Origin of the sequence: Micromonospora sp. WMMD708 (assembly GCF_049315245.1) — a bacterium.
Classification (GTDB): Bacteria; Actinomycetota; Actinomycetes; order Mycobacteriales; family Micromonosporaceae; genus Micromonospora; species Micromonospora wenchangensis.
On sequence record NZ_CP186060.1, the window covers coordinates 3457190 to 3472647 of the forward strand.

Annotated in this window: 15 protein-coding genes; 10 read left to right on the top strand and 5 right to left on the bottom strand. The window is 73.7% G+C overall.

The genetic code is table 11. From position 1 onward, the window contains the following. Positions 1 to 52 precede the first annotated feature (52 nt). The 5 genes from ACN260_RS15230 (at position 53) to ACN260_RS15250 (ending at position 4935) form a co-directional block, all read left to right on the top strand. Positions 53 to 454: a YciI family protein gene (locus ACN260_RS15230; RefSeq protein ID WP_422751738.1), complete on the top strand. Its 402-nt coding sequence runs from the start codon at positions 53 to 55 to the stop codon at positions 452 to 454. Positions 455 to 464: 10 nt separating this feature from the next. Next, the gene (locus ACN260_RS15235; protein ID WP_422751739.1) at positions 465 to 1718 is read left to right on the top strand and encodes an RNA polymerase sigma factor; all 1254 of its coding nucleotides are present in this window, start codon (positions 465 to 467) and stop codon (positions 1716 to 1718) included. Positions 1719 to 1795: 77 nt separating this feature from the next. Next, a complete protein-coding gene (locus tag ACN260_RS15240) occupies positions 1796 to 2932 on the top strand; it encodes a M20 family metallopeptidase (RefSeq protein WP_422751740.1) in 1137 nt (378 codons plus the stop codon). Between the two features lie 73 nt (positions 2933 to 3005). Continuing rightward, positions 3006 to 4157, top strand: a complete 1152-nt coding sequence (locus ACN260_RS15245; protein ID WP_422751741.1) for a carboxylate-amine ligase — start codon at positions 3006 to 3008, stop codon at positions 4155 to 4157. 178 nt (positions 4158 to 4335) lie between these two features. Continuing rightward, the gene (locus tag ACN260_RS15250) at positions 4336 to 4935 is read left to right on the top strand and encodes a nitroreductase family protein (protein WP_422756723.1); all 600 of its coding nucleotides are present in this window, start codon (positions 4336 to 4338) and stop codon (positions 4933 to 4935) included. Here ACN260_RS15250 and ACN260_RS15255 read toward each other — a convergent pair. The 4 genes from ACN260_RS15255 to ACN260_RS15270 all read right to left on the bottom strand — a co-directional run bounded on the left by ACN260_RS15255 (position 4919) and on the right by ACN260_RS15270 (position 8924). Then, on the bottom strand, positions 4919 to 6463 hold the full coding sequence (locus tag ACN260_RS15255; RefSeq protein ID WP_422751742.1) for an NAD(P)-binding domain-containing protein: 1545 nt from the start codon (positions 6461 to 6463) through the stop codon (positions 4919 to 4921). The two genes, ACN260_RS15250 and ACN260_RS15255, sit on opposite strands and share 17 nt — an antisense overlap. 82 nt (positions 6464 to 6545) lie before the next feature. Continuing rightward, positions 6546 to 6683 carry a hypothetical protein gene (locus ACN260_RS15260; protein ID WP_422751743.1) on the bottom strand — a complete coding sequence of 46 codons (138 nt, stop codon included), beginning with the start codon at positions 6681 to 6683 and terminating at the stop codon, positions 6546 to 6548. Positions 6684 to 6855: 172 nt separating this feature from the next. Next, positions 6856 to 8487 carry an LLM class flavin-dependent oxidoreductase gene (locus tag ACN260_RS15265; RefSeq protein WP_422751744.1) on the bottom strand — a complete coding sequence of 544 codons (1632 nt, stop codon included), beginning with the start codon at positions 8485 to 8487 and terminating at the stop codon, positions 6856 to 6858. Positions 8488 to 8636: 149 nt separating this feature from the next. After that, a complete protein-coding gene (locus ACN260_RS15270) occupies positions 8637 to 8924 on the bottom strand; it encodes a DUF1905 domain-containing protein (protein WP_422751745.1) in 288 nt (95 codons plus the stop codon). Positions 8925 to 9013: 89 nt separating this feature from the next. On the opposite strand from ACN260_RS15270, the gene sthA reads away from it, so the two are divergent. The 4 genes from sthA (at position 9014) to prfH (ending at position 13811) form a co-directional block, all read left to right on the top strand. Further along, positions 9014 to 10417, top strand: coding sequence for a Si-specific NAD(P)(+) transhydrogenase (sthA, locus tag ACN260_RS15275; RefSeq protein WP_422751747.1), 1404 nt, complete (start codon positions 9014 to 9016; stop codon positions 10415 to 10417). 144 nt (positions 10418 to 10561) lie between these two features. Beyond that, positions 10562 to 11773, top strand: coding sequence for an ROK family protein (locus ACN260_RS15280; protein WP_422751749.1), 1212 nt, complete (start codon positions 10562 to 10564; stop codon positions 11771 to 11773). Positions 11774 to 11973: 200 nt separating this feature from the next. Continuing rightward, positions 11974 to 13140 carry an RNA ligase RtcB family protein gene (locus ACN260_RS15285; RefSeq protein WP_422751750.1) on the top strand — a complete coding sequence of 389 codons (1167 nt, stop codon included), beginning with the start codon at positions 11974 to 11976 and terminating at the stop codon, positions 13138 to 13140. Then, positions 13137 to 13811: a peptide chain release factor H gene (gene prfH, locus ACN260_RS15290; protein ID WP_422751751.1), complete on the top strand. Its 675-nt coding sequence runs from the start codon at positions 13137 to 13139 to the stop codon at positions 13809 to 13811. Before ACN260_RS15285 ends, prfH begins: the two co-directional genes overlap by 4 nt. On the opposite strand, the gene ACN260_RS15295 is transcribed toward prfH, so the two are convergent. After that, complete coding sequence (locus ACN260_RS15295; protein WP_422751752.1) at positions 13771 to 14397, bottom strand: DUF1349 domain-containing protein; 627 nt, start codon at positions 14395 to 14397, stop codon at positions 13771 to 13773. The two genes, prfH and ACN260_RS15295, sit on opposite strands and share 41 nt — an antisense overlap. 152 nt (positions 14398 to 14549) lie before the next feature. Between ACN260_RS15295 and ACN260_RS15300 the strand changes: the two genes are divergently transcribed. Continuing rightward, entirely contained in the window at positions 14550 to 15377 is an 828-nt protein-coding gene (locus ACN260_RS15300) for a PIG-L family deacetylase (protein ID WP_422751753.1), read from the top strand. Positions 15378 to 15458 lie beyond the last annotated feature (81 nt).

Consider the following 15458-nt stretch of genomic DNA (forward strand, 5'->3'; position numbering starts at 1 on the left):
CGGCTCCGACGTCCCGGATGTCCGGCCGCACCCCGCGGCCGAGAGGAGAACCATGAAATACATGATCATGTTGTACGGCTCGCAGCGCGACTACGACGCCATGGCCGGCCGTCCCGGGGCACAGCCGCCGATGACACCGGAGCAGGTCGCCGCGATGCACGAGCACATGGCGACGGTGCACCAGGAGCTGGCCGAATCCGGCGAGCTGGTCGACGGGCAGGGGCTGACCGCGCCGGTGCACGCCCGCCGGGTGCGGCTGCGGCAGGGCACGCCGGTGGTCACCGACGGGCCGTACCCGGAGACGCAGGAGGTGCTGGCCGGGTTCACCGTCGTCGACTGCGTCAGCTTCGACCGGGCCACCGAGATCGCCGCCCGGTTCGTCGACCCGGACACCGAGGGCGGGTACGTCGACGTACGACCGGTCGCCGACGGCATCGACGACCTGGACGGCTGACCCGGTCGCCATGGGACCGTCCACCGTCGAGGACCTGTTGCGCGTGCTCGCGCCGCAGGTCCTCGGCGCGGTCGTGCGCCGGTACGGCCACTTCGACACCGCCGAGGACGCCGTCCAGGAGGCGCTGCTGGCCGCCGCGACCCGCTGGCCGGTCGACGGGCTGCCGGAGCATCCCCGGGGCTGGCTGGTCACGGTGGCCGCCCGGCGGCTGACCGACCTGCTCCGCGCCGAGCAGGCCCGGCGACGACGGGAGGACGACGCAGGCCGGGGACACCGGTGGGTCGGGCCGGCGGCCGACCACCGGGAGCCGGGCGACGACAGCCTGGTGCTGCTGTTCCTGTGCTGCCATCCGGCGCTGCCGCCGGCCGCCCAGGTCGCGTTGACCCTGCGGGCCGTCGGCGGGCTGGGCACCGCCGAGGTGGCGCGGGCGTTCCTGGTGCCCGAGGCGACCATGACCCGCCGGATCACCCGCGCCAAGCAGCGCATCCGCGACAGCGGGCTGCCGTTCGCGCTGCCCGGACCCGACGAGCGCGCAGCCCGGCTCGACGCCGTCCGCCAGGTGCTCTACCTGATCTTCAACGAGGGGTACGCCAGCACCACCGGCCCGCGCCTGCGCCGGGTGGACCTGTCCACCGAGGCGATCCGGCTGACCCGGCTGCTGCACCGGCTGTTCCCGGACGACTCGGAGGTGAGCGGGCTGCTGGCGTTGATGCTGCTCACCGACGCCCGGGGGCCGGCCCGGGTGGGCCCGGACGGCGAGCTGGTGCCGATGGCGCAGCAGGACCGCAGCCGCTGGCGGGCCGACCAGATCGCCGAGGGGGTGGCCCTGGTCAGCGCGGTGCTGCCGCGCGGCGACGTCGGGCCCTACCAGCTCCAGGCGGCGATCGCGGCGGTGCACGACGAGGCGGCGAGCGCCGGGGCGACCGACTGGGCGCAGATCGAGGCCCTCTACGGGGTGCTGCTGGGGATGTCGGACAACCCGGTGGTGGCGCTCAACCACGCGGTGGCGGTGGCGATGGCCCGAGGTCCCGCCGCCGGGCTGCGCCTGCTCGACGCGTTGGCCGACGACCCCCGCGTCGGCGACGACCCCCGTCGGCACGCCGCCCGCGCGCACCTGCTGGAACGCTGCGGCAGGCTCACCGAGGCGCGGGCCGCGTACGCCGACGCGGCCCGCCGTTCGACCAGCCTCCCCCGCCAGCGTTACCTGTACGGCCGGCTGGCCCGGCTGACCGACGCCGGGGACGGTGAGCACGGCAACGGATGACCGTCGCCGGGCGGCGCTGCGATGGTGGACGGGTCGCCTGGCCAGGCCCGTCACCGTCTTCGAAGCTGGAGGGCTCGATGGACCATCCGCGCGATCTGCTCGACGCCGCGACGAAACTGCGCGCCGAGATGGTGGACCGGCTGGGTGTCCTGGTCGCCGCCGAGTCGGCCCCGGGCGATCTGCCCCACCTGGAGTCCTGCGCCGACCTGCTCGCCGGCTGGGGCGAGGAGGTGCTCGGCCGGCCCGCCGAACGTGTCGTCGTGGACGGGCTGCCGCACCTGCTGTGGCCGGCGGCCCGGCAGCGGGTGCTGCTGCTCGGCCACTTCGACACGGTCTTCCCCACCGGCACCGTCCGGTCCCGGCCCTTCACCGTACGCGGGGACGTCGCCACCGGCCCCGGGGTGTGCGACATGAAGGCCGGCATCGTGCAGATGTTCACCGCACTGGGCCTGCTGGCCGACACCTCCCGGGTGGGGGTGCTGCTCACCTGCGACGAGGAGAGCGGCTCCGGCACCTCCCGGCCGCTGATCGAGCGCGAGGCGCGCCGCTCGGACGCGGTGCTGGTCTGCGAGGCGGCCACCCCGGACGGGCAGGTGAAGGTGGCCCGCAAGGGCGGCTCGGTGTACCGGGTCATCGTGCAGGGCCGGGCCGCCCACGCCGGGGTGGAACCCCAGCGGGGGGTGAACGCCACCGTCGAGGTCGCCCACCAGATCCTCACGCTGCGCGCCCTCGGCACCGGGCACAGCGCCGGCACCTCGGTCACCCCGACCCTGCTGGCGGCGGGCACCACCACCAACACGGTGCCGGAGCTGGCCAGCCTGGCCGTCGACGTCCGGGCCTGGACCAGTGCCGAACTCGAACGCGTCGACCGGGCCATCCACGGGCTGGTGCCGTTCCTGCCCGAGGCGACGGTGGCGGTGGAGGGTCGTATCGGCCGGCATCCGATGCCCCCGGAGCTGTCCCGGCCGCTGCTGGAGGTGGCCCAGTCGGTCGCCGCCCGGCTCGGCCTGCCGGCGCTGGGCGGGGCGCACGCGGCGGGCGCGTCCGACGGCAACTTCACCGCCGCGCTGGGGGTACCGACCCTGGACGGGTTGGGCGCGGTCGGTGGTGGGGCGCACGCCCGCGACGAGTACGTCCACCTCGACCGGATGCCGGAGCGTACCGCCCTGCTGGCCGGCCTGGTCGACCAACTGTCCATGAAGGAGTGCACTTGAGCGCGGTCCGGCCGGCGGGGCCGTAGGCTACCCCCGTCGGCGAGCGACCGACGGGCAGGGGTCGGACGCGCGCATGAGTACGGCACACCGGTCGGGATCGTCCGTTCCCCTGCTCGGTGTCGAGGAGGAGTTCCTCGTCGTCGACGCCGAGCGGGGCGAGGTGACGCCGCAGGCCGCCACGGTGGTCGACCGGGCCCGCCCGGCGCTCGGCGACCGGGTGGGTGGCGAGATCACCGAACTGCAGATCGAGACCCGCACCGACCCCTGCCACGCGGTGGCGGATCTGCACGCGCAACTCGTCGGGGCGCGCAGGGCGTTGCAGGCGGCGGCGGGTCGGGACGGGCTGCGGGTGGTCGCCACCGCCTCCCCGGTGCTGGGTCCGGCGGTGCCGCCGCCGATCACGCAGGGGCCCCGGCAGGACCGGGGCAACGCCACCTACCGTGGGCTGCACGACGACCTGGCGATCTGCGCGGTGCACGTGCACGTGGAGCAGCCGGACCGGGACCGGGCGGTGCTGGTCGGCAACCACCTGCGTCCGCACCTGCCGGTGCTGCTGGCGCTCACCGCCAACTCGCCCTTCTGGCGCGAACGCGACACCGGCTACGCGAGCTGGCGCAGCCTGACCTGGCAGCGCTGGCCGGTGGCCGGGCCGCCGCCGTTCCTGACCTCGGCCCGGCAGTACGACGCGCACATCGACCTGCTGCTCGACGCGGGCGCGATGGTCGACTCGGGGACGATCTTCTGGGACCTGCGGCTGTCGGCCCGCCATCCCACCCTCGAGGTGCGGGTGGCCGACATGCCGATCACCGCCGCCGAGTCCGCCGGGTTCGCAGCGCTGGTCCGGGCCCTGGCGATGGTCGCCGCGACGGCCGTCGAGCGGGGCGACGAGGGGCCCCGCACCGACCCGGAGCTGATGCGGCTGGCGTACTGGCGGGCCGCCCGCGACGGGATGGGCGGTCACGGCGTCGAGGTCGGCACCGGCCGGCTGCTGCCCGCCGGGGTGCTCGCGGCGCGGCTGGTCGAGTTGGCCCGGCCGGCGTTGGAGGAGACCGGCGACGGTCCCCGGGTGCAGCGGTGGCTGGCCGGGCTGGCGTCCGGCGGCGACGGGGCGGCCCGGCAGCGGGCGGCGGCGGCCACCCGGGGCCGGCTCACCGACGTCGTCGCGGCGCTGGTCACCGCGACCGCTCCGGACGTGCCCGACGGGCAAGACAGCACACTGGCGTAACGACGAACCGGACCGCCTCGGAAATGCTGGGAGCAGCCGCCCCGCGTGACCCTCGCGTCCTTTGTGGAGCAGAGGTCGGCGGTGGCCGGTGGCGGTTCTCCCAGGGAGGCGAGAGATGGCCGACGCGGTCCTGCTACCCACCGTCCCGATCCGACTCGAACGCCGTCCGGAGGCGGAGATGGTCCGCACGGCGGAGGCGTTCGCCGAGCAGATGGCCCGCCGCCGTTCGGTGCGCGACTTCGCCCCCGATCCGATACCCGAGGGGGTGATCGAGGCGGCGATCAGGGCCGCCTCGACCGCCCCCAGCGGGGCCAACGTGCAGCCGTGGCGGTTCGTCGTGCTGACCGACCCGGCCCGCAAGCGCCGGCTGCGCGCGGCGGCCGAGGCCGAGGAACGCGACTTCTACCAGCGGCGCGCGCCGCAGGAGTGGCTGGGTGCGATCGCCGCGCTCGGCACCGACTGGGAGAAGCCGTTCCTGGAGACCGCACCCGCCGTCATCGTCGTGTTCGAGGTGCACCAGGGGCCGCACAGCCCCAAGCCGTACTACGTCAAGGAGTCCGTCGGCATCGCCGTCGGCCTGCTGATCACCGCGCTGCACCAGGTCGGGCTGGCCACCCTGACGCACACGCCCAGCCCGATGCGGTTCCTCAACGAGGTGTGCGAACGCCCGCCGGAGGAACGACCGAACCTGGTGCTGCCGGTCGGGTACCCCGCGCCGGACGCGCGGGTGCCCGACCTGTCCCGTAAACCGCTCGACGAGGTCATGATCCGTCAGTGAGGTCCCGGCTGAGGAAGCGCACCAGTGGCTCCACGTGCCGGTCCGGCCGCCGCCACTCGGCCAGCAGATCCTCCAGCAGGTGCTGCTCGGCCACCAGTTCGCCGTGGCGGTACCGCCGGATCACCGGGTGGATGAAGGCGCTCTCCCTGGCCCGGTCGGGGGTCGGGTGCCGCTCGATGGCGAACACGTCGCCGTAGTCGTCGCGGCCCCAGCGCAGCGCCAGGGTGTAGCAGTGGGCGGAGTCGGCGAACCGCTGCACCGCGTAGTCCTCCGGCAGGTCCTCGTAGTGCCGGAAGTCGCCGGTGGCGTCGTCGCGGACGAAGACGTCGCAGAGGTACTCGAACTGGGTCCACAGCGCCGAACTCCAGTTGACCCGGTCCAGCATCACCTTGGTCAGCGAGGCCGGCTCGCCCGACACGTCGGCGACGGGCAGCGGCACGTCGTCGTAACGCTCCCGCAGCAGCCGGGTGAAGGTACGCAGGTTGTACCGGAACCCGTCGATGAACGGCGACGAGGCGTGCTTGACGTCCCGCGCCTGGGCGATGGTGCCGGCGAAGTACAGGTCGTCGACATTGCTGGACTGCCAGTCGGGGCGCAGGCCGGGCATCCGGCCGTCCCGCACCATCTCCGGGGCGCAGGAGGCGTCGAACAGGGAGGTGTCCATCCGGAAGCCGGTGCAGCGCAGCACCTCGTGGTAGTCGAGTTCGGCGGTCTCCCCCTGGGCGTGGGTGTAGGTGATCGACACCTGGAACCGGCCGTCGACCGGCCGGATCTCGTCGATGGTGCAGTCGAGCACCGAGTGCAGCGTCTTGAACTGGTAGCTGTCGAGGATCGCGCCGTACTGGCCCCGTACGTCGCCGGGGTGCTTGGTGTTCCAGGCCAGCCGCAGCGGCTGCCGGCTGGCCAGGTGCACCATCGACGCCTTGCCGAGGATCGACGAGGCGGTCTCGAACGCGGAGTTGCCCTTGCCGATGATCAGGACCCGCTTGCCGGCGTACCGGTCGGGGTCGACGTCCATCTCCTCGTAGCCGGTGGCGTGCTCGATGCCCCTGATGTCCGGCACGAACGGCCGCCCCCAGCCGGTCGCCACGATCAGGCACCGCGCCCGCACGGTCCCCCGGTCGGTACGGACGGTGAACCCGTCGTCGTCGCGGGAGACGTGCCCGACGGTGGTGCCGTAGCGGACCCGGAGCTGGTGGACGCGCTGGAACTCGGCGAGGTACCGCACCAGGTCGTCGGCGGCCGGCAGGTACTCCTGGCTGAAATTCGGGAACAGCAGCTCCGGGTCGTCGTTGAGCAGCGAGTTCCAGTCCCACCGCAGACGGATCTCGGGGTCGCTGCTGTCGGTGTGCACCTTGTTGAGTGAGATCAGGCGACGGTGGCGCGGGAACCGCCGGAAGAAGCCCCCCGGCTCGGCACCACGTTCGAGCGTCAGGTAGTCGGCGCCCTGCTGCTGGAGGTAGTAACTCAGCTGCAGGCCGGCGGGCCCGGCTCCGACGATGACGTACGTGTGCGCGGTGTCGACCATCAGGCAAACCCTTCGATGCGGAGGCGGTTCCTCCGACGATGAGGTGGACCACGAGATGTGTCAATGGTCGACGGCGGTCGGGTCAGTCGTCGCGTTGGCGGCCCGACCGGCGGGTGGTGCGGGCGACCACGACGGCGGCGGCGAGGCTGAGCGCGGCGGCACCCAGTTGCAACAGGCCGTCGAGCAGATCGACGAGGTCGACGAGAGAGGTGGAATCCACTGTGGCCTCCGGGGGTTGGTCCCCCGCCGTCCGCGTGTTGCGGAGGCGGCCCCCCGGGCCCGGCGGTGACAACCGCGGGCGCCACCGGAATTATGGCACGGCGGTCCGAACGGCGTCACCCGGCGACCACTTCTCGGCGACCACTGCCCGGCACCGGGACGACGCCGGCCGGTCAGAGCTGGCCGGGGTAGAAGCCGTACCTGGCCAGGGGTTCGACGATGTTCCGTTCCTCGTAGGACAGGTGCGACAGGAGGGTGTCGGTGAGCACGTCCACCGCCTGCTGGAGCCCGGTGAGCCGCGCCGGGTCCCCGATCAGCGCGACCAGGGCCCGGTCGACGCCCTCGACGACCTCGTGGATGACGACGTGTTCCTGCTCCAACCGGTCGATCACCGGGACCAGCCCCGGATCGGCCCGCCGCAGGTGCGGGAAGATCGCGTCGTCCTCCAACCCGTGGTGCTGGGTGACCAGCATGCAGTAGGCGGCGCAGTACGCCCCCAGCGTCCAGTTGTTCTGCCGCAGGGTCATCCGGTTCAACACGCCCCGGGCGTCCCCGGCGGACACCACCCCCCGGCGGACCTGGTCGAGCAGGTCGCGGATCTCGCCCAGTTCCCGACGCAGGTGGTCGTGCACGTCGACCAGGTGCCCGCCGACGGCCTGGGCCTGCGGGGAGTAGACGTGCCCGGCCGGGGCGGGCGGGGCGACCGGCCGGGTCGACTCGTCCCAGAGCCGGTGGTCGCTGTGCCGTACCTCGGGTGCGGGAGTGGGGGTGACCGCGAGTCCCGCGACACCCCCGGCCCGGACGGTCTCCCGCCGCCCCGACGCCGGTCCCGCCGTACCGGTCGGCTCCGTCGGGTCGCCCGCCGGCCCGGTCGGCTCCGGCGGCAGCGAGACTGCGGGGGTGGTCGAGCCGGCCCGCTCGGCGGCGACCAGTTCGCGGACGCCGGGGGCGACCTCCTGGGCGAAGAGCTGGATGCTCGCAGGGTCGTCGGTGCCGAGGACGAACCCGGAGGTGCCGTGCTCCAGCACCAGGTCGGTCAGCTCCCGCACCCACTGCCGGGGCGGCCCGTCGAGGAAGCCCACGCCGGTGCCGGTGAACCGGCCGGAGACGTTCAGCAGCCGCCGCACCTCGGCGGGGTCCCGCCCGGCCGCCGCCGCGCCCTCGTCGACGAGCGCGTTGAGCCCGGCCAGGTCCGCCGGCCCGTTCGGCAGGTACGAAAGCGACGGCAGCCAGCCGTCCGCCGTCCAGCCCACCAGCCGCAGCAGCCTCGGCTTGTACGCCCCGACCCAGATCCCCACCGGGTGCGCCGGGGCGGGGCCGCGCTTCGCGCCGACCACCCGGTAGTGCTCGCCGTCGACCCGAACCCCACCGCGCCGGTCGGCTGCCCACACCTCCCGGATGATCCGGATCGCCTCGTCGAGGGCGTCCACCGACTGCCCGGGGGTGAGCCGTCGACCTCCGTTGGCCTCGATGGCGTCCCAGAACGCGCCCGTGCCGAGGCCGAGTTCGACCCGGCCGCCGCTGAGCAGGTCGAGGCTGGCGACGCTGCGGGCCAGCACCACCGGCTGCCGCAGCGGCAGGTTGAGCACGTTGCCGGCCAGCCTGATCCGGCTGGTCGCCGCCGCGAGGTAGGACATCAGCGTCCAGGTGTCGAGGAACCCCGGCTGGTAGGGGTGGTCCTGGAAGGTGACGAGGTCCAGGCCGGCCTGCTCGCAGAGCCGGGCGCGGGCGACCACCTGCTCCGGTTGCCGGGCGTCGGGGGTGAGGAAGCCGCCGAACAGCAGCTCGTGTCCGTAGTCGGTCATGACGCTGCCGTCACCTGGTCCCCTCGTCGCGTTTGCGGCGTCGCCCGGCGGCCCGGCGGGGTGGGCGACCGGCCCACCCTAGCGCTGACCTGCGCCGAACCGCCCGGGCGGTCGTGGGTCCAGGTCGCCCGGGGTGGGTGCCGGTGACCTCAGACGTCGACGGTGAGGTGCACGGCCACCCGGTCGCCCACCGCGATCCGCTCGGCCGCACGCACCCGGGTCTTCACCGGCACCAGGTAGCGCCCGTCGCGGGGAAACAGCGAGGTCCGCCAGCGGGTGTCCCCGATCCGGGCGGTGACCGGGACCATGCCCCAGCCGTAGCTGACCGCGGCGGACGCCGCCGACAGCGCCGCGCACTCGTCGTCGGGGACGGTGACGAAGTGCCAGGGCGCGGGGCCCTTCCACCACCACAGTTCGCCGCTGAACGCCAGTTCCACCCGGTCAGGATAGGAACAGACCCCCCGGGCACGGCGACCGGGACGACCACGAGTGGCACATCTTGCGACCGCTTGCGAGGCTAGGAGCCGTGTATGACTACGACCTGTTGGTGCTGGGCTCCGGGCCCAGCGGTCAGAAGGCGGCGATCGCCGCCGCGAAGCTCGGTAGGCGGGTCGGCATCGTGGACCGCCGCGACATGATCGGTGGGGTGTGCATCAACACCGGCACCGTCCCCTCCAAGACGCTGCGGGAGGCCGTGCTCTACCTCACCGGCCTGAGCCAGCGGGACCTGTACGGCAGCAGCTACCGGGTCAAGGAGGAGATCACCGTCGGTGATCTGGCCGCCCGGACGCAGCACGTGATCAGCCGACAGACCGACGTCATCCGCAACCAGCTCGCCCGCAACCGGGTCGCGTTGATCACCGGCACCGGCCGGTTCGCCGACCCGCACTCGATCTGGGTGGACGGTGGGTCCGGGCACGAGTCGAAACTCACCTTCGACAAGATCGTCATCGCCGCGGGCACCCGCCCGGCCCGGCCGGACAGCGTCGACTTCGACGACCGGACGATCGTCGACTCGGACGGGGTGATCAACCTCCAGGCCGTGCCGCGCAGCATGGTGGTCGTCGGCGCGGGCGTGATCGGCATGGAGTACGCCTCCATGTTCGCCGCGCTCGGCACGAAGGTGACGGTGGTGGAACGCCGCGACGGGATGCTCGACTTCTGCGACGAGGAGATCGTCGAGTCGCTCAAGTACCACCTGCGCGACCTGTCGGTGACGTTCCGCTTCGGCGAGGAGGTCGCCGCGGTCGAGAAGCACGGGACGGCCGCGCTGTGCGTCCTCAAGAGCGGCAAGAAGATCGTCGCGGACACGGTCATGTACTCGGCCGGCCGGCAGGGGCAGACCGACGACCTCGCCCTCGACGCGGCCGGGCTGGAGGCCGACAAGCGCGGCCGGATCGCCGTGGACGAGCACTACCGCACCAGCGTCGAGCACATCTACGCGGTCGGTGACGTGATCGGCTTCCCGGCGCTGGCGTCCACCTCGATGGAGCAGGGCCGGATGGCGGCGCTGCACGCCTGCGGGGAGCCGGTGCGCGAGCTCCAGGAATTGCAGCCGATCGGCATCTACACGATCCCGGAGATCAGTTTCGTCGGGAAGACCGAGGAGGAGCTGACCAACAGCGCCACCCCGTTCGAGGTCGGCGTCGCCCGTTACCGCGAGTTGGCCCGGGGGCAGATCGTCGGCGACTCGTACGGCATGTTGAAGCTGCTGGTCTCGCCGCAGGACGGCCGGCTGCTCGGGGTGCACGTGTTCGGCACCGGCGCGACCGAGATCGTCCACATCGGGCAGACGGTGATGGGCTGCGGTGGCACGGTCGACTACCTGATCGACACGGTCTTCAACTACCCGACCCTGTCCGAGGCGTACAAGGTCGCCGCGCTGGACGCGTCCAACAAGATCCGCAACATCACCCGCATCGAGGGGTGACCCGCCGGTTGTCGCGGGCCCGGCGGCGGGCCCGCGACAACCGGTGGGCACGGTCACCGTCCGGGTACGCGAGGTGGCTGGCGGCCGGCGACGCCACTACCCTCGACGGGTAGCCAACCGCCGATCGACAGGGTCCGCCTCGTGATGCCGAGAAGTCCCACCGTGGACGGGCAGTCGCCGGGTGACAGCCGTCGCCGGAGCCTCGGGGCGCTGCTGCGGCGGGTGCATCTCGGTGGTCCGGTGTCGCGGGCCGGGCTGGCCGAGTGGCTGGGCGTCAACCGCAGCACGGTGCTGGCGCTCACCACGGAACTGGTCGCGGCCGGCCTGGTGCGGGAGGGCTTCCCCGAGCTGACCGGCCGGGCCGGTCGGCCGTCCCTGGTGGTCCGGCCGGCCGCCGACCGGGTGTACGTGCTCGCTTTCGACATCGCGGTGGACCGGCTGGTCGCGGCCCGGGTGGGGCTGGGCGGGGCCATCCAGGACCGCCGCGAGGCGCACCGGGCCCGCGCGGGCGCCGACCTGGACACCGTCGTGGGCGTGCTGGCCGACCTCGGGCGGCAGTTGCACGGCACGGCGGCGTCGGGGGCGACCTGCGTCGGGATCGGCGCGTCGTACTGCGGGATGATCCGGCCGGGCGACGGGATGGTGCGCTTCGGGCCGGACATGGGCTGGGTGGACCAGGCGTTCGGCGCGGAACTGGCCCGCCGGCTCGATCTCGGCCTGCCGGTCCTGGTCGGCAACGAGGCCCACCTGGGCGCGGTGGCCGAGCACCAACGCGGGGTGGGCGTCGGGGTGAACAACCTCGTCTACCTGCACGGTGACGTCGGGGTCGGCGGCGGGATCATCGTCGGTGGCGAGTTGCTCGGCGGCGACGGCGGGTACGGCTCCGAGGTCGGTCACATGCTGGTCAACCCGTACGACGGCAGACCGTGCGGGTGTGGTTCGCGCGGCTGCCTGGAGGCGGAGGTCGGGGAGCGGGCGCTGCTCGACGCGGCGGGTCGGCCCGCCGACCGGATCGGTCGGGGCGCGGTCCGGGAGGTGGTCGACGCGGCGGACCGTGGCGACCCGGCGGCCCGGGAGGCGCTGCGGACCGTCGGCGACTGGCTCGGCATCGGGGTGGCGAACGTGATCAACCTGTTCAACCCCGGCATGGTGATCTTCGGCGGGGTGCTGCGGGAGGTGTACCGGGGCTCGGCGGTGCACGTGCGGGACCGGATCGCCGTCAACGTCCTGCCGGTCTCGCGTACCCGGGCGCAGCTTCGGGTGTCCGCCCTCGGTGACGACGCCACCCTGGTCGGGGCGGCGGAACTCGGCTTCACCCGGCTGCTCGCCGATCCGTTGGGGATACCGGTCGGCTGAGCGGCCGACCGAAAACCGGTTGGCGGAAGCGGGCCGGTGGGCCAGGCTGACGGGCATGACGTACTGACGGACACCTCCGCATCCCGCACGCCCGTGCCGCGCCACCGCGCGCCGTGGCGCCGCCGCACGCCATCGTGCCGCCGGCCGCCATCGTGCCGCCGCGTGCCGTCCGTCGTTCCCGTCACCCGAAACGAGCGTCCGTGTCCCCACCGCGTTCCCTGCCGTCCCCGACCACGGCCACGGCCACGGCTGCGGCCACCGTCACCGTCTTCGCCTCCCCCGAGAGCTGGATCGAGTCCGACGCCGTGCGGCAGTGCCACCAGGTGGCCGCCCTCGACGGCATGCGGCACGTCGCCGCCATGCCCGACCTGCACCCCGGCAAGGGCGCCCCGATCGGCGCGGCGATGGCCTCGACCGTGCTCTACCCGCACCTGGTGGGCTCCGACATCGGGTGCGGCATCGCCGTGTTCCCGATCGGCCTGAAGCGGGCCGTACCCGAGCGCGTCGCCGCCCGGTTCCCGGACCTGGACCGGGCGCCGGACCCCGACGACCCGGCCTGGGCCGTCGCGCCCGGCGAGCCGCCCGCCGGTCACGTCGAGGGGCTCGGTACGGTCGGTCGGGGCAACCACTTCGTCGAACTCGCCCGGATCGACACCGTCCTCGCGGCGGACCACGCGGGCCGGCTCGGGCTCACCGCCGGTGACCTCGTGCTCATCGTGCACAGCGGGTCGCGGGGCCTGGGCGAGCGGATCCTGCGGGCCCACACCCGGGCGCACGGCGCGGGGCCGGCCCCCGACCCGGCCGGCTACCTGGCCCGGCACGACGCGGCGGTCCGTTGGGGCGCGCTCAACCGGCGGGTGCTGGCCGCCCGGGTCGCGCACGCCCTGGGGGCCGAACCCACCGAGCCGGTCGTCGACCAGTGCCACAACCTGGTCGAGGTCCGCGACGGCGAATACCTGCACCGTAAGGGGGCGGCCCCGGGCGACGGCCGGGACGTGCTGGTCGCCGGCACCCGGGGCACCCCGTCGTACCTGGTGGCCGGGCACGCCGGCCCGGCGGCCAACCACTCCGTCGCGCACGGCGCGGGCCGGAAGATGTCCCGCGCCGACGCGCTGCGCCGGGGTCGGGCCAAGCACACCGTCGCGCAGTTGCGGCGTACGCCGGTGGGTTCGCTGGTCGTGTGCGGCGACCGGCAACTGCTGTTCGAGGAGGCACCGACGGCCTACAAGCGCATCGAGCAGGTGGTCGCCGACCTCGTCGCGCACGACCTGGCCACCCCGGTGGCGAGCACCGTCCCGCTGGTCACCTACAAGACGCCCGACCCCGGGCCGGCCCGCCGGGACGGACGTCGGCGGGGTAGGGAATGAGCGTCCACCTGCTCCTGTCGGCCGGGCGCGGCCCACGGGAGTGCGCCTGGGCGGTGGCCCGGCTACTGGGCCGGTTGCAGGCCGACGCCGCCCGGCACCGGGTGGACAGCCACCTGGTCGAGTCCGTCGCCGGCGACCGACCGGGCACCTACCGGTCGGTCGTGGTCCGGCTCGACGGGCCCGACGAGGCGACGTTCGCCGCCGGGTGGACGGGCACCCTGTGCTGGCAGGCGCCCAGCCCGTACCGGCCGGGGACCGGCCGGAAGAACTGGTACGTCACCGCCCGACCGTGCCGGGTGGACATCCCGAGCACGGCGTTCGTCGAGGCCGACGTGCACGTGGTCGCCTGCCGCACCGGTGGACCGGGCGGTCAGCACCGGAACAAGGTCGCCACGGCGGCGCAGGCGACCCACCGTCCCTCCGGCACCCTCGTGGTGGTCGACACCGAACGGCAGTTCGGCCTCAACCGCGCCGCCGCCCTGCGGTTGCTACGGCGGCGTCTCGCCGAGGGCGACGCGCGTGCCGGCCGCGCCGTCACCGCCGCCCGCCGACGCCTGCACGACGAACTCGTCCGGGGCGACGCGGTGCGGGTCGAACGTCCCCGGCCGCCCGGCGCGACCGGGGCCCGGCTCAGGAGCCGTTCCGCAGGTCGGTCAGCCGGTCGCGGGTGAAGCGGATGTCGTCGAAGACGACCCGGCAGCCGTCGCCGGTGGGCGACTGCGCCTCCAGGCCGATCGTGGCGGCGGTGGTCGCGCCGTCGATGCCGAAGTACCTGACCATCCGCCAGGTCCGTCCGTCGACCGAGGCGTGGTACGCGAACGCGTGGTCGATCCGGGACACCCGTAGCCAGACCGTGCGGGCGTCGACGACGAAGGCGTTGGCGTCGTCGGCGACACCCCGGGCGACCACCGAGACGATCATCGGTTCGCCGTCGGGAGAGAGCTCGAAGCAGAGCTTGCCCCAGTGCCGCTCGTCGACCCAGAGCAGCAGCACCCCGGCGTCGTAGGTGGCCGCGAAGTCGACGGTGACCCGGGCGCTGAACTGGAAGTCGCCGTCCGGGGGCGGGCCGAGCAGGGTCGGCGCGTCGAGTGTCGACCCGGCGGCCGGATCGCCCGCCGCCGGGTCGATGAAGATGTCGGTGCGCGGGGCCGCTGACCCGGTCACCACGCCGTCGGCCTCGGCGATCGTCCACGCCGCCTCGGGCGACGGTGACAGGGCGAACGGCAGACCCGGGACGTTCCAGGTGGTGGTGGTCATGGCGTCGATTATCTGCCGGGGCCCCTGCGCCCGTTGCCCCGGTGGTGTGTTCCGGGCGACGGGTGCGCGACCGGGACCGGCGGACGCCGACGCCCGGCTCCCCCACCGGGCCGGTACCCGCCGGCGTCGGTCGGGCCGCCTAGGGTGAGGGCATGGCTGAGCGAGGTCTGACCCTGATGGCGGTGCACGCGCACCCCGACGACGAGGCGACGAGCACCGGTGGCGTGTTGGCCCGGTATGCGGCGGAGGGCATCACGACGGTATTGGTGACCTGCACCGACGGTGGTTGCGGCGACGGCCCCGGCGGGGTCAAGCCGGGCGATGCGGGGCACGACCCCGCCGCCGTGGTGGCGATGCGGCAGGCGGAGCTGGAGGCCAGTTGCGCGGCGCTGAAGGTCAGCCACCTGGAGACGCTCGGCTACGCCGACTCCGGCATGATGGGCTGGTCGACCAACGAGCTGCCCGGCGCGTTCTGGAACACGCCGGTGGCGGAGGCCGCGCAGCGGCTGGTGGAGCTGATCCGCCGGTACCGGCCGGACGTGGTGGTCACCTACGACGAGAACGGCTTCTACGGCCACCCGGACCACATCCAGGCCCACCGGATCACCATGGCCGCCGTCGAGATGACCGACATCCCGGCGAAGGTCTACTGGACCACGGTGCCGCACACGGCGTTCGCGGAGTTCGGCCGGGTGATGAAGGAGCTGGGCGTCGAGTGGGCCGAGCCGGACGCGGACGCACCGGGGCCGCAGCTCGGCCTGCCCGACGACGAGATCACCACCTGGGTGGACACCAGCAGCTACGGCACGCAGAAGTTCGACGCACTGGCCGCCCACGCCAGCCAGACCGAGAACATCTTCTTCCTGCGGATGGGCCGGGACCGGTTCGTCGAGCTGATGGGCCGGGAGACCTTCGTCCGGGTCCGTGACACCACCGGGGCGGCACTGCCGGAGGACGACCTGTTCGCCGGTCTGCGCTGACCGGTCCGGCGAGTGTTGCCGGGGTGTTCCAGCCGTAACCGGGGCGGAACACCCCGGCGGTCATCACCTCGGCAAGATGGC

What these genes read in the sequence shown, in the direction of transcription:
- ACN260_RS15245 (WP_422751741.1), top strand. Translation starts at nt 3,006, where the DNA reads ATGAGTACGGCACACCGGTCGGGATCGTCCGTTCCCCTGCTCGGTGTC.
- prfH (WP_422751751.1), top strand. Translation starts at nt 13,137, where the DNA reads ATGAGCGTCCACCTGCTCCTGTCGGCCGGGCGCGGCCCACGGGAGTGC.
- ACN260_RS15280 (WP_422751749.1), top strand. Translation starts at nt 10,562, where the DNA reads ATGCCGAGAAGTCCCACCGTGGACGGGCAGTCGCCGGGTGACAGCCGT.
- ACN260_RS15255 (WP_422751742.1), bottom strand. Translation starts at nt 6,463, where the DNA reads ATGGTCGACACCGCGCACACGTACGTCATCGTCGGAGCCGGGCCCGCC.
- ACN260_RS15300 (WP_422751753.1), top strand. Translation starts at nt 14,550, where the DNA reads ATGGCTGAGCGAGGTCTGACCCTGATGGCGGTGCACGCGCACCCCGAC.
- ACN260_RS15295 (WP_422751752.1), bottom strand. Translation starts at nt 14,397, where the DNA reads ATGACCACCACCACCTGGAACGTCCCGGGTCTGCCGTTCGCCCTGTCA.
- ACN260_RS15230 (WP_422751738.1), top strand. Translation starts at nt 53, where the DNA reads ATGAAATACATGATCATGTTGTACGGCTCGCAGCGCGACTACGACGCC.
- ACN260_RS15250 (WP_422756723.1), top strand. Translation starts at nt 4,336, where the DNA reads ATGGTCCGCACGGCGGAGGCGTTCGCCGAGCAGATGGCCCGCCGCCGT.
- ACN260_RS15240 (WP_422751740.1), top strand. Translation starts at nt 1,796, where the DNA reads ATGGACCATCCGCGCGATCTGCTCGACGCCGCGACGAAACTGCGCGCC.
- ACN260_RS15265 (WP_422751744.1), bottom strand. Translation starts at nt 8,487, where the DNA reads ATGACCGACTACGGACACGAGCTGCTGTTCGGCGGCTTCCTCACCCCC.
- ACN260_RS15235 (WP_422751739.1), top strand. Translation starts at nt 465, where the DNA reads ATGGGACCGTCCACCGTCGAGGACCTGTTGCGCGTGCTCGCGCCGCAG.